This is a genomic window from Kosakonia radicincitans DSM 16656, assembly GCF_000280495.2.
GTDB classification, from domain to species: Bacteria; Pseudomonadota; Gammaproteobacteria; order Enterobacterales; family Enterobacteriaceae; genus Kosakonia; species Kosakonia radicincitans.
The window spans coordinates 5,476,207-5,500,960 of the sequence record NZ_CP018016.1; the positions used below are offsets into that span (position 1 = coordinate 5,476,207).

Here is a 24,754-nt window from a genome sequence, read left to right on the forward strand (position 1 = left end):
TAGTGGAGATTTTATGAAAAGTGATGAAAAAAACGGGGCATTAAATAATGCCCCGTTGCTCTGCATTGTATTGCGGTTAGTCTGCGTCGTAACCTAAATTCGAGGACAACCAGCGCTCAACCTCTGACACGGACATACCTTTACGCCGCGCATAATCTTCCACCTGATCGCGCTGAATTTGCGCGACGGCGAAATACTTGCTGTCCGGATGGCTGAAATACCAGCCGGAAACCGAGGCGCCCGGCCACATGGCGTAAGATTCTGTCAGCTTCATACCGGTATGTTTTTCCACATCCAGTAACTGCCAGATGGTGCCTTTTTCGGTGTGCTCCGGGCACGCAGGGTAGCCCGGCGCGGGGCGAATCCCCTGGTAGTTCTCGCGGATCAGCTCTTCGTTGCTGAGGTTTTCGTTTGGCGCATAGCCCCAGTACACTTTACGTACCCGCTCATGCAGGTATTCGGCAAACGCCTCTGCAAGACGGTCAGCCACCGCTTTCACCATGATTTTGTTGTAATCATCGTGTGCAGCATCGTAAGCCTCCGCCAGCGCATCTTCTTCCAGCCCGCCGGTCACGGCAAAAGCGCCGATGTAGTCCGCTTTTCCGCTCTGTTTTGGCGCGACAAAATCGGCCAGACAGTAGTTGGCGAAACCGGTTTTTTCGGTCTGCTGACGCAGATGGCAACCGACCGTCAGCACCTGCGTGCGGGTTTCGTCACGGTAGATTTCGATGTCATCGCCGACGCGGTTTGCCGGAAACAGCCCAACCACACCGCGCGGATTAAGCCGTTTTTGCGCGCCCAGCATATCGAGCATCTCGTTCGCATCCTTAAACAGACGCTTCGCCTCTTCGCCCACCACTTCATCTTCCAGAATGCGCGGATACTTGCCCGCCAGCGACCAGGTCATAAAGAACGGCGTCCAGTCGATATAGTTGCGCAGCGTCTCGATGCTGGCCGTGACTTCCTGTACTCCAAGGCGATGCGCCACCGGCGGTGTGTAACTGGCCCAATCGAAAGCCAGATCGTTTTCCCGTGCGACCTGCAAGGTCACTGGCGGCGTGCGCGGTTTTTTGCGCGCGTGCTGAATGCGCACCGTTTCATACTCTTTGCGGGTACGGGCGACAAACGCATCGTGCTGCGTGTCCGACAGCAGCGACGACACGACGCCGACGGTACGCGAGGCGTTCTGCACATAGACCGTCGGCCCGCTGTAGTTCTGCTCGATTTTCACCGCCGTGTGCGCTTTCGAGGTAGTCGCGCCGCCAATCAGCAGCGGAATGGTAAACCCCTGGCGCTCCATCTCTTTAGCCACGTTGACCATCTCATCGAGCGACGGCGTAATCAGCCCGGAAAGGCCAATCAGGTCAGCATTCACTTCACGCGCAGTTTTCAGGATTTTGTCGGCTGGCACCATCACGCCGAGATCGATGATTTCGTAGTTATTGCACTGCAACACCACGCCCACGATGTTTTTGCCGATATCGTGTACATCGCCTTTCACGGTGGCGATCACCATCTTGCCGTTGCTTTTGCCCTGTTCTTTGCTGGCTTCGATATACGGCTCCAGGTAAGCAACCGCCTGTTTCATTACGCGGGCAGATTTCACGACCTGCGGCAGGAACATCTTACCTTCGCCGAACAGATCGCCGACCACGTTCATACCGTCCATCAGCGGCCCTTCGATCACCTCGATCGGGCGAGCGGCTTGCTGGCGGGCTTCTTCGGTGTCCTGCTCAATAAATTCGGTAATACCTTTCACCAGCGAATATTCGAGGCGCTTTTTCACATCCCAGCTACGCCATTCGGCCAGTTGCGCCTGCGCACCATCATCCGCGCCTTTACTGCCGCGATATTTCTCAGCCAGATCCAGCATGCGCTCCGTGGCATCATCACGACGGTTAAGAATCACATCCTCAACGCCATCGCGCAGTTCGGCGGGCAGATCGTCATAAATCGCCAACTGACCGGCGTTTACGATCCCCATGTCCATGCCGTTGCGAATAGCGTAATAAAGGAAGACGGCGTGAATCGCCTCACGCACCGGATCGTTACCGCGGAAGGAGAAGGAGACGTTCGACACGCCGCCGGAGATCAGCGCATGCGGCAGCTCGCGTTTGATATCCTCACAGGCGCCGATAAAGTCCTGCGCATAGTTGTTATGCTCTTCAATCCCGGTCGCCACCGCGAAGATATTCGGGTCGAAAATAATGTCTTCCGGCGGGAATCCTACCTCTTCGGTGAGAATTTTATAGGCACGGCGGCAAATCTCGATTTTGCGCGCGCGGGTATCCGCCTGGCCCACTTCATCAAAGGCCATCACCACCACCGCCGCACCGTAGCGGCGCACGCGTTTCGCATGATGGATAAACGGCTCAACCCCCTCTTTCATGGAGATGGAGTTAACAATGCCTTTGCCCTGGATACATTTCAGCCCTTTTTCAATTACCTCCCACTTCGAGGAGTCAATCATGATCGGTACACGGGCGATGTCCGGTTCACCGGCAATCAGATTGAGGAAACGCACCATCGCCGCTTCGGCGTCGAGCATCCCCTCATCCATGTTGATATCGATGATCTGCGCGCCGCTTTCCACCTGCTGGCGCGCCACGTCCAGCGCTTCGCTGTACTTCTCTTCTTTGATCAGGCGCTTGAATTTGGCGGAGCCGGTAACGTTAGTCCGTTCGCCGACGTTCACAAACAGGCTGTCGTCACCGATATTCAGCGGCTCAAGCCCGGAGAGACGGCAGGCCACCGGGATTTCCGGCAGTTTACGCGGCGGCAGCCCGGCAACAGCGTTGCTCATGGCAGCGATATGTTCCGGCGTGGTGCCGCAACAACCGCCGACGATATTCAGGAACCCGGCCTCCGCCCACTCGCGGATCTGCGTCGCCATGGTGGCGGCATCGAGGTCGTACTCGCCAAAGGCGTTCGGCAGACCGGCGTTCGGGTGCGCGGTAACGTAGCATTCGGCAATGCGCGACAGTTCCTGCACGTACTGGCGCAGCTCGTCTGGCCCCAGCGCGCAGTTAAGGCCGAAAGTGAGCGCATCGGCATGGCGCAGCGAATTGTAAAATGCCTCGGTCGTCTGGCCGGAGAGCGTACGCCCGGACGCATCGGTAATGGTGCCGGAAATCATGATCGGCAGCTCAATACCCAGCGCATCAAACTCTTCTTTAACGGCAAAGATCGCCGCTTTGGCGTTGAGCGTATCAAACACCGTTTCGATCAGGATCAGATCAGCACCGCCTTCCACCAGCGCTTTGGTTGATTCGCGGTAGGCCTCCACCAGCTGATCGAAGGAGATATTACGAAACGCCGGATCGTTGACATCCGGGGAAATGGAGGCGGTTCGGTTAGTCGGGCCAAGCACCCCGGCCACGTAACGCGGTTTTTCCGGCGTTTGCGCGGTCCATTTATCGGCGCAGGCGCGGGCCAGTTTCGCTGCGGCAAAGTTGATTTCCGCCGACAGGGACTCCATCTGGTAATCCGCCATCGCGATGGTCGTCGAGTTAAAGGTGTTGGTTTCGATGATATCCGCACCCGCCGCAAAATAGGCGTCATGGATAGCGGTTATCACGTCCGGCTTGCTGAGCACCAGCAAGTCATTGTTTCCTTTCAGATCGCAGGGCCAGTCGGCAAAGCGCTCACCGCGAAAATCCTGCTCACTCAGACGGTAGCTCTGGATCATGGTACCCATACCACCGTCCAGAACCAGAATGCGTTCATTTAACTGCTGTTGCAGTTGTTCAACTTTGCTGCTCACACGTGCTCCCGACAAGGCTCAATGAGGCCAAAAGGCCAGCAAAACATACTGGCACAAAGTGGCAGAACGGAAAAGCGGCAGCGGATTAACATGAGAGATGTTCAGCTTCACTCATCCGATCAGTCTGCCACGGAGTTACGTTATACTCAGGCAAAACGAAAATGATTTCCACGATACAGAAAAAGGAGCCAGCCGATGGTCGCTTCCGTTCCCGCAAAACGTGGCAGAAAAGCCACCGCGCCAGCCGCTCCGGCCGGCGGACAAGTCCAGTCATTGACCCGTGGCCTGAAACTGCTGGAATGGATCGCTGAATCCCACGGCAGCGTCGCGCTGACGGAGCTGGCGCAACAGGCCGGTTTGCCCAATTCCACCACCCATCGACTGCTTACTACCATGCAGCAACTGGGCTTTGTCCGTCAGGTTGGCGAACTGGGCCACTGGGCGGTCGGCGCGCATGCTTTTATTGTCGGCAGTAGCTTTCTGCAAAGCCGTAACCTGATGGCGATTGTGCATCCTATCCTGCGTAAACTGATGGAAGAATCCGGTGAGACGGTCAATCTTGCCGTGCTGGATAAAAGCGATCATCAGGCCATTATTATCGATCAGGTGCAGTGTACCCAGTTAATGCGGATGTCCGCACCCATTGGCGGCAAACTGCCGATGCACGCTTCCGGCGCAGGTAAAGCCTTTTTAGCACGGCTGGATGATGAGCAGGTCGGTAATCTGCTGCACCGCCAGGGTCTGCACGCTTATACTCACGCGACGCTGGTTTCGCCAGTGCATCTGAAAGAGGATCTCGCCCAGACGCGCAAGCGCGGCTACTCTTTTGACGATGAAGAACATGCGCTGGGTCTGCGCTGCGTTGCCACCTGTATTTATGATGAACACGGCGAGCCATTCGCGGCGATCTCTATCTCCGGGCCAATATCGCGGATGACTGACGACCGCGTGACCGAACTGGGCGCAATGGTCATTCGCGGCGCAAAAGAGGTAACGCTGGCCTACGGCGGAATGCGTTAATTACTTTCACTATTACGTCTTTATCCACCAAATAAACGCTGCAACTTATTTATCTCCCCTGCGACAAGAATCGTCTCAACTCACGGGGGAGATTATCTCCAGTCATAAAAGGGCTATCTCATTGTCGTCACACCAGCGCGATGGCACCGTGTCGGCACGTTTTTTCATGAGATTATGATGATGAAGAGTAAAGCCCGCATTCTGGCCTCTATCATTATGTGCCTGCCCTTTTCCGCAATGGCGCATGTGAAGTGGTTCGTTAATTATGGCGTTGAGCAAACGCCGCTATCGATGACATCATTGACCGGTGCGATGAGCTTCTGGTTATTACTGGCATTTTCAACGGCAGTGATATTTGCAACGTCGGTACTCGACAGAAAACTACCTTCGTTTATCGATTGTCACCGCTGCCAGCCATTTTTAAATCATGCGCATAATTACGTCCCGCAGATTGTTCGCTGGGGCGCGGCACTCTTTTTCCTGGTGCTGGGTGCGTTCTTCCCACAGGTTATTCTGACACCGGAACTGGTCGTTGCTAATCCGTGGCTTAGATACATTCATCTTATTATTGCGCTTACCGCATTTTCGAGAAAAACGAGCTTTTTCTCCGGCTTCTTAATTATTCTGCTCTATCTCTATGCCGTGCAGCTTTATGGTGCGAACCATATGCTGGACTATTTTATCTTCATTGGTATCGCAGTTTATTTAATTACCCAGAGCACCCTGAAACAGCAAGCGTACGGCAAGGAACTGGAATTTCTGCGTCTGATTCTTTGCTACTCATTCCTGTGGGGAGCGATTGAGAAATTCCTGCATCCTGGTTTGTATTACCAGTTGCTGACAACGCATAGCTATCTGGCCATGGGCCTGAACTGGGAGTTCTTTGTCCGCGCCTGTGGTTTCGTGGAATTATGTCTGATTTGGCATATCTTCAGCGGCAGACTGGCGGGTTACGCCTGTATCGGGCTGTTTGCCATCATCGTGGTGCTGGCCTTTATTCCATTTGGCATTACTGACTTTGTTGGCCATCTGGTGTTTATTTTCCCGCTGGTCGCGCTCTTACTGACGCCGCGCAAAACGCACCTGTTCCGCACCGCCACAGCGAGTACGCTCGCCTTTTTACTGACGCTCGCGATTTTACTGTTCTTTAGCTACACCGCTTATAACGTGCTGCAATTCAACCTGCACATCCACTAAGCGCTCAGCCCGCCTGCCGTAAGGCGCCAGTGCCGAAGCGTATGCTAAAGCGCTGGCGCTTACGGTAGGCATAGACATCTTCCACATGTCCCTGTCGGATGCGTTCCTGTAACCCTCGCCAGTAGTCGGCGCGCAATAAATCGGCGTGCATCTCCTCAAACAATGGGCCGATTTCTGGATCGGCGCACAGCCAGTGGCGAAACTCCTGCGGAAAAACATCGCCGGGCGCCACGCTGTACCAGGGTTCAGCGCTCAACTCATCTTCCGGGTAACGCGGCGGCGGAATATCGCGGAAATTCACCTCGGTCATATAGCAAATTTCATCGTAGTCATAGAACACGACGCGGCCATGACGGGTGACGCCAAAGTTCTTGAACAACATATCGCCGGGGAAAATATTAGCGGCGGCAAGCTGACGGATTGCGTTGCCGTACTCTTCCACCGCATCACGCAACTGCTGGCCTTTGACCTGCTCAAACCAGATGTTCAGCGGCACCATGCGCCGCTCAATGTAGAGATGGCTGATGGCGATACTGTCGCCGAGATCGGTAATTTTGCCCGGCGCCTGTTCCAGCAGTAACGCCATCAGCGCTGGTGAAATTTGCCTTTTTTCCAGCACGAAGTTTTCAAATTCCTGCGTATCGGCCATGCGCCCGACGCGATCGTGCTCTTTGACCAACTGGTAACAAGCGCGAACATGCGCCGCGCTCATCTCTTTTTGCGGAGGAAAGACGTCTTTGATCACTTTAAATACCCGGTCAAACCCCGGCAGCGTAAAGACCAGCATCACCATGCCGCGAATGCCCGGCGCTTCAATAAACTGCTCATTGCTGGCGCGGATGTAGTTCAGGTATTCGCGATAACTTTCGGTTTTGCCGTGCTTCTGGCAGCCAATCGCCATATACAGCTCGGCGGTGGTTTTGCCCGGCAGGATCTCCCGCAGCCACTCCACCGTCGCGGCGGGCAGCGGCGCATAAACCATAAAATAGGAGCGGGCAAAGCCAAACACGATGCTGGCTTCAGCAGGTGTGGTCAGACAGGTATCGACGAACAGCTCGCCTTCATCCGTGCGGTGGATCGGCAGTAAAAAGGGCAACGTTGCCTGCGGCGTAACGAGCTTGCCAACCAGCCAGGCTGCCTTATTGCGATAAAACAGTTCATTTGCCACTTGCAGATGCGATTTCGCCAGCACTTCGTGGCCGAAAGCCTCCTGCAAATGCGCTGTGATATAACCGATGTCGCGCGTTTTATCCTGCCACGGCAGACGCAGCGGTAAATCCGTCAGCACTTTACTGAGTAACGCCTCCCAGCCGCGTTCCGGCCAAAAATCTTTCGCCAGCGGGCGCGGGATGGTGCGAAAGCGGCGCTCCGGCTGCGAGCTAAAGATAAATAAGCGTTCCGGCGTTAATGAGCGATGATCAAACAGGCGGCAGTAGACCGAATTGAAAAAACTTTCGGCAATCTCAAAGCGAGGGTAATCCGGCAGCAGTCGGGTGTAATGCTCTTTAACCCGCAGCAGAAACGCCGCGTCGGGCCTTTGGCTGTCGGTGATGCAGCGTAACTGCTCCACCACCAGGCCAACATGATGGTCGTAAAGATGAATACGCTGCTTCATCGCCTGCTGCACAGCCTGCCAGTCCGCCTGTTCAAAACGCTGCTGGGCGCCGGATGTGACCTCCAGGAAGCGCCCATATTGCGCATCGAAGCCCTGCAGAATGGTTTGTGCAATCAGTAGTTCCAGGCCACGCGACATCTTTTGTCCTCATGTCGGGCAGAGAGTTGCCGAAGAGCGTTATCCGGCAGGCGAGGTGCCGCAAACCCGGCAGCTTTTGCCTGCCGGGTATCGACAATCAGAACTGCGCTTCTTCGGTCGAGCCTGTCAGCGCGGTCACCGATGAGGTCCCGCCCTGAATAATGGTGGTGACCCTGTCGAAGTAGCCCGTACCAACTTCCTGCTGATGAGAAACGAAGGTGTAACCCTCTTTGCCTGCGGCGAATTCCGGCTGCTGCACCTTCTCGACGTAGTGTTTCATCCCTTCGCCCTGCGCATAGGCATGCGCCAGGTCGAACATGTTGAACCACATGCTGTGAATACCGGCGAGGGTAATGAACTGGAATTTGTACCCCATGTCCGACAGCTCCTGCTGGAAGCGGGCGATGGTGTTGTCGTCGAGATTCTTTTTCCAGTTGAACGACGGCGAGCAGTTGTAAGCCAGCAGTTTGCCGGGGAATTTTGCATGGATCGCATCGGCAAACCGGCGCGCCAGCTTGAGGTCTGGCGTTGAGGTTTCGCACCACACCAAATCGGCATACGGTGCGTAAGCCAGCCCGCGGCTGATAGCCTGCTCAACCCCGGCATTTGTGCGGTAGAAACCTTCGCTGGTGCGCTCGCCGGTAATAAAGGCGCTGTCATAGGGATCGCAGTCGGAAGTGATCAGATCGGCTGCATCCGCATCGGTACGCGCCACCAACAGCGTTGGAACACCCAGCACATCCGCTGCCAGACGCGCAGCCACCAGTTTCTGCACCGCTTCCTGCGTCGGTACCAGTACTTTGCCACCCATATGGCCGCATTTTTTCACCGACGCTAGCTGATCTTCAAAGTGCACGGCAGCAGCACCGGCTTCAATCATCGATTTCATCAGTTCAAAAGCATTCAGCACGCCGCCAAAACCGGCTTCGGCATCTGCCACGATTGGCAGGAAATAGTCCACAAAACGCGGATCGCCCGGTTCAATACCGGAAGCCCACTGGATCTGATCGGCGCGGCGGAAGGTATTGTTAATCCGCTCGACCACCGATGGCACCGAGTTCGCCGGATAGAGCGATTGATCCGGATACATGCTGGATGCCAGGTTAGCATCTGCGGCGACTTGCCAGCCGGAGAGATAAATAGCCTCGATCCCCGCTTTCGCCTGTTGTAAGGCCTGGCCACCGGTCAGCGCGCCAAGGCTATTGATATAACCCTTTTTCGATTCGCCATGCAGCAGCCGCCACATTTTGGCCGCGCCCAGTTGCGCCAGCGTACATTCCGGGTTGACCGAACCGCGTAATTTCACCACCTCTTCCGCGCTGTATGGGCGGCGGATGCCTTCCCAGCGCGGTTGCGTCCACTCTTTTTGTAATTCTTCGATTTGTTGGGTACGGGTTTTCATATGCAGATGCTCCATAGGGTGTAGGGTGGGTGAATTAAGCCAGTAAGCGATAGCCGGGCAACGTCAGGAAGTCGATCAGCTCGTCAGAGGTGGTGATCTGCTCCATCAGGCGCGCGGCGTCGTCAAAACGACCGCTGCTGAATCGGTGCTCGCCCAGCTCGTCCTGAATAACCCGCATCTCTTCGGCCAGCATCTGGCGGAACAGCGTTTTGGTTACCGGTTTGCCGTTGCTGAGCGTCTTTTCGTGGTGGATCCACTGCCAGATAGAGGTGCGGGAGATTTCGGCGGTGGCGGCATCTTCCATCAGCCCGTAAATCGGCACACAGCCATTGCCGGAGATCCACGCTTCGATGTATTGCACCGCCACGCGAATATTGGCGCGCATTCCCTCTTCGGTGCGTTCGCCTTCACACGGCGCCAGCAGTTGCTCTGCGGTGATTGGAGCGTCGTCTTCACGGCTGACAAACAACTGGTTTTTATTATCGCCGAGGGCGGCGTTGAACACGTCCATCACCGTATCGCCAAGGCCCGGGTGAGCAATCCAGGTGCCGTCGTGGCCGTTACGCGCTTCGAGTTCTTTGTCGGCTTTCACTTTATTCAGCACCCAGTTGTTGCGTTCGGTATCTTTACTGGGAATAAACGCCGCCATGCCGCCCATCGCGAATGCGCCGCGACGATGACAGGTTTTGATCAACAGACGGGAATAGGCGCTGAGGAAAGGCTTATCCATGGTGACCACCTGGCGATCCGGCAAAACCCGATCCGGATAGTTTTTCAGGGTTTTGATATAGCTAAAGATGTAATCCCAGCGTCCGCAGTTCAGCCCGACAATATGGTCGCGCAGCGCGTGCAGGATTTCGTCCATCTGAAACACCGCAGGCAGCGTTTCAATCAGCAGCGTTGCTTTGATGGTGCCGCGCGGCAAATTGAACCGGTCTTCGGTATAACTGAATACCTCACTCCACCAGGCCGCTTCGTGCCAGGACTGGGTTTTCGGCAGATAAAAATAGGGGCCGCTGCCTTTGGCAAGCAGGTTTTTATGGTTATGGAAGAAGTAGAGCGCAAAGTCGAACAGACTGCCGGGGATCGCTTCACCACGCCAGGTCACATGTTTTTCTGGCAGATGTAAGCCGCGCACACGGCAAACCAGAACCGCTGGATTGGGCTTTAACTGATAAATCTTGCCAGCTTCATTGGTGTAGCTGATGGTGCCGTTGACCGCATCACGCAGGTTGATCTGCCCATCGATCACTTTGTCCCAGTTCGGCGCCAGCGAATCTTCAAAATCCGCCATGAAAACTTTGACGTTGGCATTCAGCGCATTGATGACCATTTTGCGCTCCACCGGCCCGGTGATTTCCACTCGGCGATCGAGCAGATCTTCCGGTATTCCGCGAATCGTCCAGTCGGATTCACGAATGGAAGCTGTTTCCGAAATAAACCCAGGCAACGTACCGGCATCAATTTGTTGCTGCTGGCGCTGACGCGCTGCCAGTAGCTGATTACGTTTTGGCGTAAAGCGCGTTACCAGCTCGCTCAGAAACTCCACCGCTGCCGGAGTAAGGATCTGCTTCTCCTGCTCGCCGTACGGCTGTGTAAAGGCCAGTTCATCGGTTGTTGTTGCCTGTTGTGTCATGGTGCGATTCCTCTTTTTTGCAGCAAAGACATTTCCCAATGCTGACGAAGATCGTTTGTGCAGTTTTCGTTCAGCAGGATCAATCCTGGCTAATAAATTTCCCAAAATCAAAAACAATTTCCATTTTTAAATTAAAAAGACAATAACTAACTGATAACAATGAAGTTATAGTTTTATTATGTTGAGAAGTGATTTTCGGAAACAAAAAAAGGCGCCCGAAGGCGCCTGGTATAAGGGGCTGAAACGCTTAATCCAGCGTCGGATTCATGTGACGCAGATCGTATGGCGTGATCTGGTAGACGTAGTAGTTGAGCCAGTTGATGAACAGCAGATTGCCGTGGCTGCGCCAGGAGGCCCGCGGTTTATTCTGCGGGTCATCTTTCGGGAAGTAGTTATGCGGCAGCTCAGGACTGAGGCCCGCTTCCACATCGCGAAAATATTCATTCGCCAGCGTGTTGGCGTCGTACTCCGGGTGGCCGGTCACGAAAGCAATGCGTTTATCTTTGCTGGCAAACAGGTAGGCATCGCCCTCTTCTGTTTCGGCCAGGATCTCCAGATCGGTGTAATCGCGGATCAGTGCCGCCGGGAAATCTGCATAGCGGGAGTGCGGAGCAAGGAATACATCGTCAAAACCGCGCGTCAACAGCGCATGGGGATGAAGGATGTGGTGTTCATAAACGCCGGAGAGCTTTTCACTGCGGGTCTGCTTGGGAATGCCATAAAGAATATTGAGGGCGGCCTGTACCGCCCAACAGACAAACAGCGTTGAGGTAACGTGATCTTTCGCCCACTCCAGTACCTGCTCGATCTGCGGCCAGTAGGCAACATCGTTAAACTCAACCAGGCCCAGTGGCGCGCCGGTAACAATCAGGCCATCGTAGTTTTCGTGGCAGATTTCATCAAAATTACAGTAAAAGGTATTCAGGTGCTCAGCTGGCGTATTACGCGACTCGCGGGAATCGATGCGCAGCAGGCGCACATCGACCTGTAGCGGTGAGTTCGACAGCAGACGCAGGAACTGGTTTTCCGTCTCAATCTTCTTTGGCATCAGGTTCAGGATCAACACCTTCAGAGGGCGGATCTCCTGAACTGTCGCGCGCGAAGTCGTCATCACAAAGACGTTCTCGTCACGCAAGAAATTGACGGCTGGCAGCTCGTCCTGCACCCGAATCGGCATAACTTATATCCTCACTGCATACGTTTAAACGTTTAGACATCCAGATAGCCGAAGATACCCAGGAATCAGCAAAATGTCGAGTCCGCAAGTGAAAGGTGAGAAAGTTTCACGTCACGGTCCGGCTATGAAATGATTTTAGATTTTTTGTCGTGCTGTGAAGGGGAATTTTTGGGCTGGCTCAGTACAGCCAGCACCTGCTGATCGCTCAGAGGAACCTGGCTGGCGATGACCTGTGGGGCATGGCATTTTCGCTGTGCGGCGACAAAAGTCAGTTCGAGGATCGCTCGCTCTTCGACCGGTGACAGTCCGCCTTCATTCATTTCCAGCGCATGAGCGAGGATTTTAAGGCGCCCTTTTCCAGGAATTAGTGCGTGCCAGAACGAACGGGGCGCAACCTGTTGGATCAGCGAGCGCAGCAGTTTCTCAGCGGCTAAGAAATCCGCAACCAGTATCCGCTGGTTACTGAAAGTTTGGCTGCCGGGAACCTGCTGCTGAGTATTGAGGTTGCGTACAACTATGCGATTTTTATAAAGCTGAACGTACAGCACGATCATAGCTATATCCTTTAGCAATTAAATTCTGCTGAAACAATAGCAAAAAAGCCCCGTGCCGGGGCACGGGGCTTCCTGTCTCTTCCGCCCGGACGCAAAAAGGCCATCCTTCCGGATGGCCTCTTCACTGGTTTGATGCCTGGCAGTTCCCTACTCTCGCATGGGGAGACCCCACACTACCATCGGCGCTACGGCGTTTCACTTCTGAGTTCGGCATGGGGTCAGGTGGGACCACCGCGCTAGTGCCGCCAGGCAAATTCTGTTCACCGCCATGCCTCAGCGGCACACCGGTTTAATCTGTATCTCGCTGAAAAAATTCTCTCTCACGCCAAAACATCTTCGGCGTTGTAAGGTTAAGCCTCACGGTTCATTAGTACCGGTTAGCTCAACGCATCGCTGCGCTTACACACCCGGCCTATCAACGTCGTCGTCTTCAACGTTCCTTCAGGACCCTTTAAGGGTCAGGGAGAACTCATCTCGGGGCAAGTTTCGTGCTTAGATGCTTTCAGCACTTATCTCTTCCGCATTTAGCTACCGGGCAGTGCCATTGGCATGACAACCCGAACACCAGTGATGCGTCCACTCCGGTCCTCTCGTACTAGGAGCAGCCCCCCTCAGTTCTCCAGCGCCCACGGCAGATAGGGACCGAACTGTCTCACGACGTTCTAAACCCAGCTCGCGTACCACTTTAAATGGCGAACAGCCATACCCTTGGGACCTACTTCAGCCCCAGGATGTGATGAGCCGACATCGAGGTGCCAAACACCGCCGTCGATATGAACTCTTGGGCGGTATCAGCCTGTTATCCCCGGAGTACCTTTTATCCGTTGAGCGATGGCCCTTCCATTCAGAACCACCGGATCACTATGACCTGCTTTCGCACCTGCTCGCGCCGTCACGCTCGCAGTCAAGCCAGCTTATGCCATTGCACTAACCTCCTGATGTCCGACCAGGATTAGCTGACCTTCGTGCTCCTCCGTTACGCTTTAGGAGGAGACCGCCCCAGTCAAACTACCCACCAGACACTGTCCGCAACCCGGTTTACGGGTCCACGTTAGAACATCAAACATTAAAGGGTGGTATTTCAAGGTTGGCTCCACGCAGACTGGCGTCCACGCTTCAAAGCCTCCCACCTATCCTACACATCAAGGCTCAATGTTCAGTGTCAAGCTATAGTAAAGGTTCACGGGGTCTTTCCGTCTTGCCGCGGGTACACTGCATCTTCACAGCGAGTTCAATTTCACTGAGTCTCGGGTGGAGACAGCCTGGCCATCATTACGCCATTCGTGCAGGTCGGAACTTACCCGACAAGGAATTTCGCTACCTTAGGACCGTTATAGTTACGGCCGCCGTTTACCGGGGCTTCGATCAAGAGCTTCTCCTTACGGATAACCCCATCAATTAACCTTCCGGCACCGGGCAGGCGTCACACCGTATACGTCCACTTTCGTGTTTGCACAGTGCTGTGTTTTTAATAAACAGTTGCAGCCAGCTGGTATCTTCGACTGATTTCAGCTCCACGAGCAGGTCGCTTCACCTACGCATCAGCGTGCCTTCTCCCGAAGTTACGGCACCATTTTGCCTAGTTCCTTCACCCGAGTTCTCTCAAGCGCCTTGGTATTCTCTACCTGACCACCTGTGTCGGTTTGGGGTACGATTTCGTGTTACCTGGAGCTTAGAGGCTTTTCCTGGAAGCAGGGCATTTGTTGCTTCAGCACCGTGGTGCCTCGTCATCACGCCTCAGTGTTAAAGCACTCCGGATTTGCCTGGAGCACACACCTTCACGCTTAAACCGGGACAACCGTCGCCCGGCCAACATAGCCTTCTCCGTCCCCCCTTCGCAGTAACACCAAGTACAGGAATATTAACCTGTTTCCCATCGACTACGCCTTTCGGCCTCGCCTTAGGGGTCGACTCACCCTGCCCCGATTAACGTTGGACAGGAACCCTTGGTCTTCCGGCGAGCGGGCTTTTCACCCGCTTTATCGTTACTTATGTCAGCATTCGCACTTCTGATACCTCCAGCAACCCTCACAGGCCACCTTCAACGGCTTACAGAACGCTCCCCTACCCAACAACGCATAAGCGTCGCTGCCGCAGCTTCGGTGCATGGTTTAGCCCCGTTACATCTTCCGCGCAGGCCGACTCGACCAGTGAGCTATTACGCTTTCTTTAAATGATGGCTGCTTCTAAGCCAACATCCTGGCTGTCTGGGCCTTCCCACATCGTTTCCCACTTAACCATGACTTTGGGACCTTAGCTGGCGGTCTGGGTTGTTTCCCTCTTCACGACGGACGTTAGCACCCGCCGTGTGTCTCCCGTGATAACATTCTCCGGTATTCGTAGTTTGCATCGGGTTGGTAAGCCGGGATGGCCCCCTAGCCGAAACAGTGCTCTACCCCCGGAGATGAATTCACGAGGCGCTACCTAAATAGCTTTCGGGGAGAACCAGCTATCTCCCGGTTTGATTGGCCTTTCACCCCCAGCCACAGGTCATCCGCTAATTTTTCAACATTAGTCGGTTCGGTCCTCCAGTTAGTGTTACCCAACCTTCAACCTGCCCATGGCTAGATCACCGGGTTTCGGGTCTATACCCTGCAACTTAACGCCCAGTTAAGACTCGGTTTCCCTTCGGCTCCCCTATACGGTTAACCTTGCTACAGAATATAAGTCGCTGACCCATTATACAAAAGGTACGCAGTCACACCCCGAAGGGTGCTCCCACTGCTTGTACGTACACGGTTTCAGGTTCTTTTTCACTCCCCTCGCCGGGGTTCTTTTCGCCTTTCCCTCACGGTACTGGTTCACTATCGGTCAGTCAGGAGTATTTAGCCTTGGAGGATGGTCCCCCCATATTCAGACAGGATACCACGTGTCCCGCCCTACTCATCGAGCTCACAGCCTGTGCGTTTTCGTGTACGGGGCTGTCACCCTGTATCGCGCGACTTTCCAGACGCTTCCACTAACACACAAGCTGATTCAGGCTCTGGGCTCCTCCCCGTTCGCTCGCCGCTACTGGGGGAATCTCGGTTGATTTCTTTTCCTCGGGGTACTTAGATGTTTCAGTTCCCCCGGTTCGCTTCACAGCACTATGGATTCATGCTGTGATGATGCACCGTAGTGCACCGGGTTTCCCCATTCGGACATCGCCGGGTCAAGGGTTCATATCACCTCGCCGGCGCTTTTCGCAGATTAGCACGTCCTTCATCGCCTCTGACTGCCAGGGCATCCACCGTGTACGCTTAGTCGCTTAACCTCACAACCCGAAGATGTTTCTTCCGATTCATCATCGCATTGCAAAAATTTGAGAGACTCACGAACAATTCGCATTGTTCAGTGTTTCAATTTTCAGCTTGATCCAGATTTTTAAAGAGCATATATCTCAAACATGACTCGTGAGTCAGTTTTGAGATACATCGGCAGGTGACTTTCACTCACAAACCAGCAAGTGGCGTCCCCTAGGGGATTCGAACCCCTGTTACCGCCGTGAAAGGGCGGTGTCCTGGGCCTCTAGACGAAGGGGACACATAGTCTGCTTCGCAAGACGCCTTGCTTTTTACTTTTCATCAGACAATCTGTGTGAGCACTTCAGGAGATGGTTCTTTAAGGTAAGGAGGTGATCCAACCGCAGGTTCCCCTACGGTTACCTTGTTACGACTTCACCCCAGTCATGAATCACAAAGTGGTAAGCGCCCTCCCGAAGGTTAAGCTACCTACTTCTTTTGCAACCCACTCCCATGGTGTGACGGGCGGTGTGTACAAGGCCCGGGAACGTATTCACCGTGACATTCTGATTCACGATTACTAGCGATTCCGACTTCATGGAGTCGAGTTGCAGACTCCAATCCGGACTACGACGCACTTTATGAGGTCCGCTTGCTCTCGCGAGGTCGCTTCTCTTTGTATGCGCCATTGTAGCACGTGTGTAGCCCTGGTCGTAAGGGCCATGATGACTTGACGTCATCCCCACCTTCCTCCAGTTTATCACTGGCAGTCTCCTTTGAGTTCCCGGCCTAACCGCTGGCAACAAAGGATAAGGGTTGCGCTCGTTGCGGGACTTAACCCAACATTTCACAACACGAGCTGACGACAGCCATGCAGCACCTGTCTCACAGTTCCCGAAGGCACCCCGGCATCTCTGCCAGGTTCTGTGGATGTCAAGACCAGGTAAGGTTCTTCGCGTTGCATCGAATTAAACCACATGCTCCACCGCTTGTGCGGGCCCCCGTCAATTCATTTGAGTTTTAACCTTGCGGCCGTACTCCCCAGGCGGTCGATTTAACGCGTTAGCTCCGGAAGCCACGCCTCAAGGGCACAACCTCCAAATCGACATCGTTTACGGCGTGGACTACCAGGGTATCTAATCCTGTTTGCTCCCCACGCTTTCGCACCTGAGCGTCAGTCTTCGTCCAGGAGGCCGCCTTCGCCACCGGTATTCCTCCAGATCTCTACGCATTTCACCGCTACACCTGGAATTCTACCTCCCTCTACGAGACTCCAGCCTGCCAGTTTCGAATGCAGTTCCCAGGTTGAGCCCGGGGATTTCACATCCGACTTGACAGACCGCCTGCGTGCGCTTTACGCCCAGTAATTCCGATTAACGCTTGCACCCTCCGTATTACCGCGGCTGCTGGCACGGAGTTAGCCGGTGCTTCTTCTGCGGGTAACGTCAATCGGCACGGTTATTAACCGTACCGCCTTCCTCCCCGCTGAAAGTGCTTTACAACCCGAAGGCCTTCTTCACACACGCGGCATGGCTGCATCAGGCTTGCGCCCATTGTGCAATATTCCCCACTGCTGCCTCCCGTAGGAGTCTGGACCGTGTCTCAGTTCCAGTGTGGCTGGTCATCCTCTCAGACCAGCTAGGGATCGTCGCCTAGGTGGGCCATTACCCCGCCTACTAGCTAATCCCATCTGGGCACATCTGATGGCAAGAGGCCCGAAGGTCCCCCTCTTTGGTCTTGCGACGTTATGCGGTATTAGCTACCGTTTCCAGTAGTTATCCCCCTCCATCAGGCAGTTTCCCAGACATTACTCACCCGTCCGCCACTCGTCACCCGAGAGCAAGCTCTCTGTGCTACCGTTCGACTTGCATGTGTTAGGCCTGCCGCCAGCGTTCAATCTGAGCCATGATCAAACTCTTCAATTTAAAGTTTGATGCTCATCGAATTAAACTTCGTAATGAATTACGTGTTCACCCGTGAGACTTGGTATTCATTTTTTGTCCGGAGACATCAAGAATCCATGTCACCTGAGTGCCCACACAGATTGTCTGATAAATTGTTAAAGAGCAGTTGCGACGCGGCTTTCAGCGCTTCGTCGCGAGGTGGCGTATATTACGCTTTCCTCTTTCAGAGTCAACCCTGAATTTCAGGATTTTTCTCTTCAACCGACCCGGCTATTTGTGTGAAGTGATTCACATCTGCCGTGTCGATGGAGGCGCATTATAGGGAGTTCTCCGCCCCCCGCAATAGAAAAATGACATAAAAATGACTGACTGCTGCATTCCACAGCAAAACACGGCTTTATACCCATTTACACACAGACTTATCCACAATCCGGCAAAAGGCTAAAAATTCGCGAGCGCTACGCAAACGTTTTCGTTACAATGCCCGCGCAAAAATCGTGAGCCTCACATGGGGCGTTAGCTAAGTTTTGGGATCGTTAAGGATCCCCAAATTCATCTAATACTCTCTGTTCAAGTCAAATCCAGGGGATTTACCATGCAACAACGTCGTCCAGTCCGCCGCGCACTGCTCAGTGTTTCTGACAAGGCCGGTATTGTCGAATTCGCACAGGCGCTCTCTCAGCGTGGCGTAGAACTGCTCTCTACTGGCGGAACCGCACGTCTGCTGGCAGATAAAGGTCTGCCGGTGACTGAAGTCTCCGACTACACCGGTTTCCCGGAAATGATGGATGGACGCGTAAAAACCCTGCACCCGAAAGTCCACGGCGGGATCCTCGGTCGTCGCGGCCAGGATGACGCGATCATGGCAGAGCACGCGATCGCGCCGATCGATATGGTGGTTGTTAACCTTTATCCGTTTGCCCAGACCGTCGCCCGCGAAGGTTGCTCGCTGGAAGATGCAGTAGAAAACATCGATATCGGCGGCCCGACGATGGTGCGCTCTGCGGCGAAGAACCATAAAGATGTTGCCATCGTAGTAAAAAGCAGCGACTACAGCGCCATCATTAATGAGATGGATGCGCACGAAGGATCGCTGACGCTCGAAACCCGTTTCGATCTGGCCATTAAAGCTTTTGAACACACTGCCGCTTACGACAGCATGATCGCCAACTACTTCGGTAGCCTGGTCCCGGCCTATCACGGCGAAAGTAAAGAGCCATCAGGCCGCTTCCCGCGCACCCTGAACCTGAACTTCATCAAGAAGCAGGATATGCGCTACGGTGAGAACAGCCACCAGCAGGCCGCCTTCTATATAGAAGAAGAAGTGAAAGAGGCTTCTGTGGCTACCGCCCAGCAGTTGCAGGGTAAAGCGCTTTCTTATAACAACATCGCCGATACTGATGCAGCGCTGGAATGTGTGAAAGAGTTCAGCGAGCCTGCCTGCGTTATCGTTAAGCATGCAAACCCTTGCGGCGTGGCTGTGAGCGACTCCATTCTTGCGGCTTACGATCGCGCCTACAAAACCGATCCGACCTCCGCATTCGGCGGCATTATCGCTTTTAACCGCGAGCTGGATGCCGCCACCGCGCAGGCGATCATCTCCCGCCAGTTTGTGGAAGTGATCATCGCGCCATCTGCTACAGAGGAAGCGCTGAAAATCACGGCAGCCAAACAGAATGTCCGCGTACTGGTCTGCGGCGAGTGGTCGCAACGCGTGCCGGGGCTCGACTTTAAACGCGTCAATGGCGGGTTGCTGGTTCAGGATCGCGATCTGGGCATGGTCAGCAACAACGAACTGCGTGTTGTCAGCAAGCGCCAACCGACGGAGCAAGAGCTGCGTGATGCGCTGTTCTGCTGGAAAGTAGCGAAATTCGTGAAATCCAACGCTATCGTTTATGCGAAAGAGAATATGACCATCGGCATTGGCGCTGGCCAGATGAGCCGCGTCTACTCGGCGAAGATCGCCGGGATCAAAGCTGGTGACGAAGGGCTGGAAGTGAAAGGTTCTGCGATGGCGTCTGACGCATTCTTCCCGTTCCGCGATGGTATTGATGCCGCTGCAGCTGTTGGCGTGACCTGCGTGATCCAACCGGGTGGTTCCATCCGCGATGACGAAGTGATTGCTGCTGCCGATGAACACGGCATCGCTATGATCTTTACCGATATGCGTCACTTCCGCCATTAATCCACGGAGCAGACAATGAAAGTATTAGTGATTGGTAACGGCGGGCGCGAACACGCGCTGGCCTGGAAAGCGGCGCAATCGCCGCTGGTCGATACCGTTTTTGTTGCACCGGGCAATGCCGGTACCGCGCTGGAACCGGCGCTGCAAAACGTAGCAATTGGCGTCACCGATATTCCGGCGCTGGTCAGCTTTGCGCAGAACGAGAAAATCGATCTGACCATTGTTGGCCCGGAAGCGCCGCTGGTCATTGGCGTAGTAGACGCCTTTCGCGCCGCTGGTCTGAAAATTTTTGGCCCAACGCAGGGCGCCGCGCAACTCGAGGGCTCGAAAGCCTTCACCAAAGACTTCCTGGCGCGCCACAAGATCCCGACGGCGGAATACCAGAACTTCACCGAGATTGAACCGGCGCTGGCGTATCTGCGTGAGAAAGGCGCGCCAATCGTCATTAAAGCGGACGGTCTGGCAGCGGGCAAAGGCGTGATTGTCGCCATGACGCTGGAAGAAGCCGAAGCGGCGGTGAACGATATGCTGGCGGGTAATGCTTTTGGCGACGCAGGCCACCGTATCGTTATTGAAGAGTTCCTCGACGGCGAAGAAGCCAGCTTTATCGTAATAGTCGATGGCGAACATGTTCTGCCGATGGCCACCAGCCAGGACCACAAACGCGTGGGTGATGGTGATACCGGGCCGAACACCGGCGGTATGGGTGCCTACTCGCCTGCGCCAGTCGTCACCGATGAAGTGCATCAACGAACGATGGAACGCATTATATGGCCGACCGTGCGCGGTATGGCGGCGGAAGGCAATGTTTATACCGGTTTCCTGTATGCCGGTCTGATGATCGACAAACAGGGCAATCCGAAAGTGATTGAGTTCAACTGCCGCTTTGGCGATCCGGAAACGCAACCGATCATGCTGCGCATGCAGTCAGACCTGGTTGAGCTGTGCCTGGCCGCCTGCGAAGGCAAGCTGGACGAGAAAACCTCTGAGTGGGATGAACGCGCGTCTCTGGGTGTGGTAATGGCTGCCGGTGGTTATCCGGGCGATTACAGCAAGGACGATGTGATCCACGGCCTGCCGCTGGAAGAAGTGCCGGACGGTAAAGTATTCCACGCGGGCACTAAACTCTCCAGCGACGACCAGGTGCTGACCAACGGCGGCCGCGTACTCTGTGTTACTGCGTTGGGTAACACCGTTGCCGAAGCACAGCAACGCGCCTATCAGTTGATGACCAATATTCACTGGAATGGCAGCTTCAGCCGCCGTGATATCGGCTACCGCGCGATCGCTCGCGAACAGGGCGAATAACGTTATTTTGCCCCAGGCCCGATAAGGCGTAGCCGCCATCGGGCCGTTCCCCAGGTGGCGCTATGCTTACCCGGCCTACTTAAACCTTCAGAAACTCTTCTCTGTCGGCTGCCAGCGACAAAAATCGCTATTCGCGACCAACAGCAACTGCGCCCCTTCCGGCGCTTCCAGCCATGCCACACTTACTGCCGCCGACGAGTGCGTCTGACGCTGCTCAATGCGGTTCAGCGCAAAGCTGTCGAGATCCGGCTTCACCGTCTTGCCTTCACAGGTCTGAACCGTGCGATTGGCCTGCCAGCGCCCCTGACGCAGCACCACACGCCCCTGACGCAGCGCATCGCTGGTCTGGCGGATCTGTTCAGCACGGTAACGATACAACGCAATCTGGTCGCTGGAGAGCTGCTGCTTCTGCCCATTGACCTCACGCTGCATAAAGCTCAGCTCACCGCGATCGTCAAAACGCACGCGTACATGCTCAGGCGGCTGGCTATAAATATTGAGTTCGACAAGGGTTAAGGTATCGCCTTGCCAGCGGTATTCGCTGAGGGAAGTGTTGCCGTGATGCCACGGACTAAAAGCGGAAAGCAGATGCGTCTCACCGCCGGAATCTTTACGCCAGATCCGCACCGCGCCCTGATCGTCCGCATAGCCGCTGGCGGTGAACGGGGGCAAGGAAGTATCGTGGCTACAGGCCGTCAGCAACAGTGCGCCAGCCAACGTCAATGAACGACGCCAGAATAACAAAAGGGGCGAAACCGCCCCTTCGATAAAACCGTTCACTGGCACGCTGTCTTACTTAACAGAGTCTTTCAGTGCTTTACCAGAAACAAATGCCGGCACGTTAGCGGCAGCGATTTTGATTTCTTTACCGGTCTGCGGGTTGCGGCCAGTACGCTCAGCGCGGTGGTTCACTTTGAAGGTACCGAAACCAACCAGTTGTACCGCATCACCTTCTTTCAGAGACTCAGTAATAGCAGCCAGGGTGGATTCCAGTGCAGCTTTTGCCTGCGCTTTAGACAGATCAGCCTTGTCTGCAATTACATCAATCAGTTGAGTCTTATTCATAAGTTATCCTTTCAATGTGTTTATCGCTTGCTAAGCATCGAGTGCGACGGAAATGCCTCAAAAGCACTCTCCTGCATACACGCACCGATAGCCACTTTTTTTCGCCCCCCAAATGTAGACCAGACGGGGGTAGGAAGGGAAGCCTTCCGGCGCGACAAAACTGGCCCTAAATCACGTTTTATTGCCTCATTGCTGCAAATTTATACCAATATTGCTGTCGCCGGCCTCACGCAGGTCTGCGCGTAGCCCTTTAATCAGTTCAATATCACGTTCTTCACAGGCCGCCAAAAGACGGAAGATTTCCCACTGAATATCCCATTCCTGCTCAACGGCGGGGTTCAGTCGCAGCTCTTCGTCGGTCATTTCACGACCCGCCTGGGTCATTTCCAGCATCGCAACGGTAGTGATCGACGTCTTGCTGACTTCAACCGCATGCTCCAGCGTTTCACCACTCAGGCGAGAATGAACCAGTTCGCTCAATGCTACGCAGGCATCAATCGCCGGGTAAACGCCGTACAGATCGTAATCATCGGCAGCCGGAATCGCCTCTTCCAGCTTCTCAAGCTGGCTGTCGAAGTTCACTTTCGCATCTTTAACGATCTGCGTTTCCCAAATCAGGTCGAGGATACGGCGATAAAGTTGCGCGTCGCCAAACTCCGTCTGCTGGCAGAACATGGCGTAATTGGGATACATGCGCTCGCACAGACACGCCATAAAGACAACGTGCTGCCAGCTTTCCAGCCGTTCCAGACGCAGGTGAATTGGGTTTTGTAACATGGTTGTTTCTCAATATCAGTAATGGCGGCAGTTTACCTGATATTGCGCTGGATTTCCTGCCAACGCGAAAACGCGGGCCGCCCGGACGCCACCGCATCCGCCCAGCGCGTCGGCTCCGGCAGCCGGTAACCCTTCATGCAACGCTGCACCCACGCCAAAGCGCTATCCTGACTGACACGATGCCCGGTGGTGATAAACAGCGGATTACAGCGCGCTTTACTGCGCCATACCCATGCCAGCTTCTCGCCTTTATCCAGCAGCGGCGCCAGTGCGCCAGGCTCATCGGCAAGCGGCTCAAACTTGCCGCACAGCCGTTTTTTCGCCACGCCAATGGTCGGTACATCCACCAGCAGCCCAAAGTGGCTGGCGACCCCCAGACGGCGCGGATGCGAAATGCCGTGCCCGTCAACAAACAGCAGATCCGGCTTTTGCGACAGTTGTTGCCACGCCGCCAGCAGCGCAGGGTATTCGCGAAAGGAGAGAAAGCCCGGAATATAGGGCATGGTGGTGGCGATGCGCGCCACCTGATATTCGACAAGCTCCAGCGATGGCCAGGCGAGAAGCACCATCGCCGCCCGCGTCACTTCGCCGCCTTGCTCAAACCCGACATCGGCACCGCCGATCAATCGGGGAGGATCCGTATCCAGGCGATCCTCATGGATCACCGAAGACGCCAGTTCAAGTTGTTGCGCGCGTAATGACGCGAGATCCATACCTCCTCCTTACTGATGTCAGGCGGCCGACAGACGGTGTACCGCCTCGACAAAGACTCCTGCATGTTCCGGTGCAACATCCTGATGAATGCCGTGACCGAGGTTAAACACGTGGCCTTCACCTTTGCCAAAGCCCGCCAGAATGGTAGCCACTTCCTCTTCGATACGCGCGGGCGGCGCATACAGCATGGAAGGGTCCATATTGCCTTGCAGAGCGACTTTATGGCCCACGCGACGACGCGCATCGGCGATATCGGTGGTCCAGTCCAGACCCAGCGCATCACAGCCGGTTTCCGCCATCGCTTCCAGCCACTGCCCACCGCCTTTGGTAAACAGTGTTACCGGCACGCGGCGCCCTTCGTTTTCACGCAGCAGGCCATCAACGATTTTATGCATGTAATAGAGCGAGAACTGCTGATAATCGCGCCCGGTCAGCACGCCGCCCCAGGTATCAAAAATCATCACAGATTGCGCGCCAGCGCGGATCTGCGCGTTCAGGTACAGCGTGACGCTCTGCGCCAGCTTATCGAGCAGTGCGTGCAGCGTATGCGGCTCGGCGTACATCATTTTTTTGATCACGGTAAACGCTTTGCTGCTGCCGCCTTCCACCATATAGGTCGCCAGCGTCCATGGGCTGCCGGAGAAGCCGATCAACGGCACTTCGCCTTTCAGTTCACGGCGAATAGTGCGCACCGCGTTCATCACGTAGCCCAGTTCGTTTTCCGGGTCCGGAATCGGCAGCTTATCCACATCCGCTTTGCTGGTGATGGGCGACGTGAAGCGCGGCCCTTCGCCAGCTTCAAAATAGAGGCCCAGCCCCATCGCGTCCGGTACGGTAAGAATGTCCGAGAAAAGGATCGCCGCATCAAGCTTGTAGCGGCGCAGCGGTTGAAGCGTCACTTCACAGGCCAGCTCAGCGTTTTTGCACAACGACATAAAGTCGCCTGCTTGCGCACGCGTTGCTTTGTACTCCGGCAAATAGCGGCCAGCCTGGCGCATCATCCATACTGGCGTCATGTCTACGGGCTGGCGCTGGAGCGCGCGCAGGTAACGATCGTTTTTCAGTTCGGTCATTGTCA

Annotated in this window: 15 protein-coding genes, 1 tRNA gene and 3 rRNA genes; 4 read left to right on the forward strand and 15 right to left on the reverse strand. The window is 54.9% G+C overall.

All coding sequences use genetic code 11. The features are described 5' to 3' along the window. Positions 1–76: 76 nt before the first annotated feature. Complete coding sequence (gene metH, locus Y71_RS26320) at positions 77–3,763, reverse strand: methionine synthase (RefSeq protein ID WP_007372395.1); 3,687 nt, start codon at positions 3,761–3,763, stop codon at positions 77–79. Between the two features lie 195 nt (positions 3,764–3,958). Here metH and iclR point away from each other — a divergent pair, with 195 nt between their 5' ends. Then, positions 3,959–4,783, forward strand: a complete 825-nt coding sequence (gene iclR, locus Y71_RS26325; protein ID WP_007372394.1) for a glyoxylate bypass operon transcriptional repressor IclR — start codon at positions 3,959–3,961, stop codon at positions 4,781–4,783. 174 nt (positions 4,784–4,957) lie between these two features. Then, positions 4,958–5,980 carry a hypothetical protein gene (locus Y71_RS26330; protein WP_007372393.1) on the forward strand — a complete coding sequence of 341 codons (1,023 nt, stop codon included), beginning with the start codon at positions 4,958–4,960 and terminating at the stop codon, positions 5,978–5,980. A 4-nt stretch (positions 5,981–5,984) separates the two neighbouring features. Here the strand turns inward: Y71_RS26330 and aceK are convergent, their stop codons facing one another. The 9 genes from aceK to Y71_RS26375 form a co-directional block, all read right to left on the reverse strand. Further along, positions 5,985–7,733, reverse strand: a complete 1,749-nt coding sequence (aceK, locus tag Y71_RS26335; RefSeq protein WP_007372392.1) for a bifunctional isocitrate dehydrogenase kinase/phosphatase — start codon at positions 7,731–7,733, stop codon at positions 5,985–5,987. Between the two features lie 97 nt (positions 7,734–7,830). Next, positions 7,831–9,135 carry an isocitrate lyase gene (aceA, locus tag Y71_RS26340; protein WP_007372391.1) on the reverse strand — a complete coding sequence of 435 codons (1,305 nt, stop codon included), beginning with the start codon at positions 9,133–9,135 and terminating at the stop codon, positions 7,831–7,833. A 34-nt stretch (positions 9,136–9,169) separates the two neighbouring features. Next, complete coding sequence (gene aceB, locus Y71_RS26345; protein WP_007372390.1) at positions 9,170–10,771, reverse strand: malate synthase A; 1,602 nt, start codon at positions 10,769–10,771, stop codon at positions 9,170–9,172. A gap of 247 nt (positions 10,772–11,018) precedes the next feature. Further along, a complete protein-coding gene (metA, locus tag Y71_RS26350; protein WP_007372388.1) occupies positions 11,019–11,948 on the reverse strand; it encodes a homoserine O-acetyltransferase MetA in 930 nt (309 codons plus the stop codon). Between the two features lie 122 nt (positions 11,949–12,070). Beyond that, positions 12,071–12,502 carry a YjaA family stress response protein gene (locus Y71_RS26355; RefSeq protein WP_007372387.1) on the reverse strand — a complete coding sequence of 144 codons (432 nt, stop codon included), beginning with the start codon at positions 12,500–12,502 and terminating at the stop codon, positions 12,071–12,073. A 134-nt stretch (positions 12,503–12,636) separates the two neighbouring features. Further along, positions 12,637–12,752, reverse strand: a 5S ribosomal RNA gene (gene rrf / locus Y71_RS26360). A gap of 96 nt (positions 12,753–12,848) precedes the next feature. After that, a 23S ribosomal RNA gene (locus Y71_RS26365) occupies positions 12,849–15,755 on the reverse strand. A gap of 193 nt (positions 15,756–15,948) precedes the next feature. After that, a tRNA-Glu gene (locus Y71_RS26370) sits at positions 15,949–16,024 on the reverse strand. Positions 16,025–16,108: 84 nt separating this feature from the next. Continuing rightward, positions 16,109–17,648: ribosomal RNA gene (locus Y71_RS26375) — 16S ribosomal RNA — on the reverse strand. Together the 16S, 23S and 5S rRNA genes with 1 tRNA gene alongside form the textbook arrangement of a ribosomal RNA operon. A gap of 574 nt (positions 17,649–18,222) precedes the next feature. Between Y71_RS26375 and purH the strand changes: the two genes are divergently transcribed. Beyond that, positions 18,223–19,812 (forward strand): bifunctional phosphoribosylaminoimidazolecarboxamide formyltransferase/IMP cyclohydrolase, encoded by a 1,590-nt coding sequence (purH, locus tag Y71_RS26380; RefSeq protein ID WP_035890335.1) that lies wholly within the window; start codon positions 18,223–18,225, stop codon positions 19,810–19,812. A gap of 15 nt (positions 19,813–19,827) precedes the next feature. Further along, positions 19,828–21,120, forward strand: coding sequence for a phosphoribosylamine--glycine ligase (gene purD / locus Y71_RS26385; protein WP_035890332.1), 1,293 nt, complete (start codon positions 19,828–19,830; stop codon positions 21,118–21,120). Positions 21,121–21,207: 87 nt separating this feature from the next. Here the strand turns inward: purD and Y71_RS26390 are convergent, their stop codons facing one another. The 5 genes from Y71_RS26390 to hemE all read right to left on the reverse strand — a co-directional run bounded on the left by Y71_RS26390 (position 21,208) and on the right by hemE (position 24,749). After that, positions 21,208–21,900 carry a DUF1481 domain-containing protein gene (locus Y71_RS26390; protein ID WP_172745722.1) on the reverse strand — a complete coding sequence of 231 codons (693 nt, stop codon included), beginning with the start codon at positions 21,898–21,900 and terminating at the stop codon, positions 21,208–21,210. Positions 21,901–21,912: 12 nt separating this feature from the next. Continuing rightward, positions 21,913–22,185 (reverse strand): nucleoid-associated protein HU-alpha, encoded by a 273-nt coding sequence (gene hupA, locus Y71_RS26395; protein ID WP_035890328.1) that lies wholly within the window; start codon positions 22,183–22,185, stop codon positions 21,913–21,915. A 186-nt stretch (positions 22,186–22,371) separates the two neighbouring features. Continuing rightward, on the reverse strand, positions 22,372–22,962 hold the full coding sequence (locus Y71_RS26400) for a YjaG family protein (protein ID WP_035890324.1): 591 nt from the start codon (positions 22,960–22,962) through the stop codon (positions 22,372–22,374). Positions 22,963–22,994: 32 nt separating this feature from the next. Next, positions 22,995–23,675 carry a deoxyribonuclease V gene (nfi, locus tag Y71_RS26405; RefSeq protein WP_035890321.1) on the reverse strand — a complete coding sequence of 227 codons (681 nt, stop codon included), beginning with the start codon at positions 23,673–23,675 and terminating at the stop codon, positions 22,995–22,997. An 18-nt stretch (positions 23,676–23,693) separates the two neighbouring features. Continuing rightward, a complete protein-coding gene (gene hemE, locus Y71_RS26410) occupies positions 23,694–24,749 on the reverse strand; it encodes a uroporphyrinogen decarboxylase (RefSeq protein ID WP_081120874.1) in 1,056 nt (351 codons plus the stop codon). Positions 24,750–24,754 lie beyond the last annotated feature (5 nt).

Coding starts and splice junctions, on each gene's coding strand:
- Y71_RS26355 (WP_007372387.1), bottom strand. CDS start 12,502: ATGATCGTGCTGTACGTTCAGCTTTATAAAAATCGCATAGTTGTACGC.
- Y71_RS26400 (WP_035890324.1), bottom strand. CDS start 22,962: ATGTTACAAAACCCAATTCACCTGCGTCTGGAACGGCTGGAAAGCTGG.
- aceA (WP_007372391.1), bottom strand. CDS start 9,135: ATGAAAACCCGTACCCAACAAATCGAAGAATTACAAAAAGAGTGGACG.
- nfi (WP_035890321.1), bottom strand. CDS start 23,675: ATGGATCTCGCGTCATTACGCGCGCAACAACTTGAACTGGCGTCTTCG.
- aceB (WP_007372390.1), bottom strand. CDS start 10,771: ATGACACAACAGGCAACAACAACCGATGAACTGGCCTTTACACAGCCG.
- purD (WP_035890332.1), top strand. CDS start 19,828: ATGAAAGTATTAGTGATTGGTAACGGCGGGCGCGAACACGCGCTGGCC.
- iclR (WP_007372394.1), top strand. CDS start 3,959: ATGGTCGCTTCCGTTCCCGCAAAACGTGGCAGAAAAGCCACCGCGCCA.
- hemE (WP_081120874.1), bottom strand. CDS start 24,749: ATGACCGAACTGAAAAACGATCGTTACCTGCGCGCGCTCCAGCGCCAG.
- aceK (WP_007372392.1), bottom strand. CDS start 7,733: ATGTCGCGTGGCCTGGAACTACTGATTGCACAAACCATTCTGCAGGGC.
- purH (WP_035890335.1), top strand. CDS start 18,223: ATGCAACAACGTCGTCCAGTCCGCCGCGCACTGCTCAGTGTTTCTGAC.
- hupA (WP_035890328.1), bottom strand. CDS start 22,185: ATGAATAAGACTCAACTGATTGATGTAATTGCAGACAAGGCTGATCTG.
- Y71_RS26330 (WP_007372393.1), top strand. CDS start 4,958: ATGATGATGAAGAGTAAAGCCCGCATTCTGGCCTCTATCATTATGTGC.
- metA (WP_007372388.1), bottom strand. CDS start 11,948: ATGCCGATTCGGGTGCAGGACGAGCTGCCAGCCGTCAATTTCTTGCGT.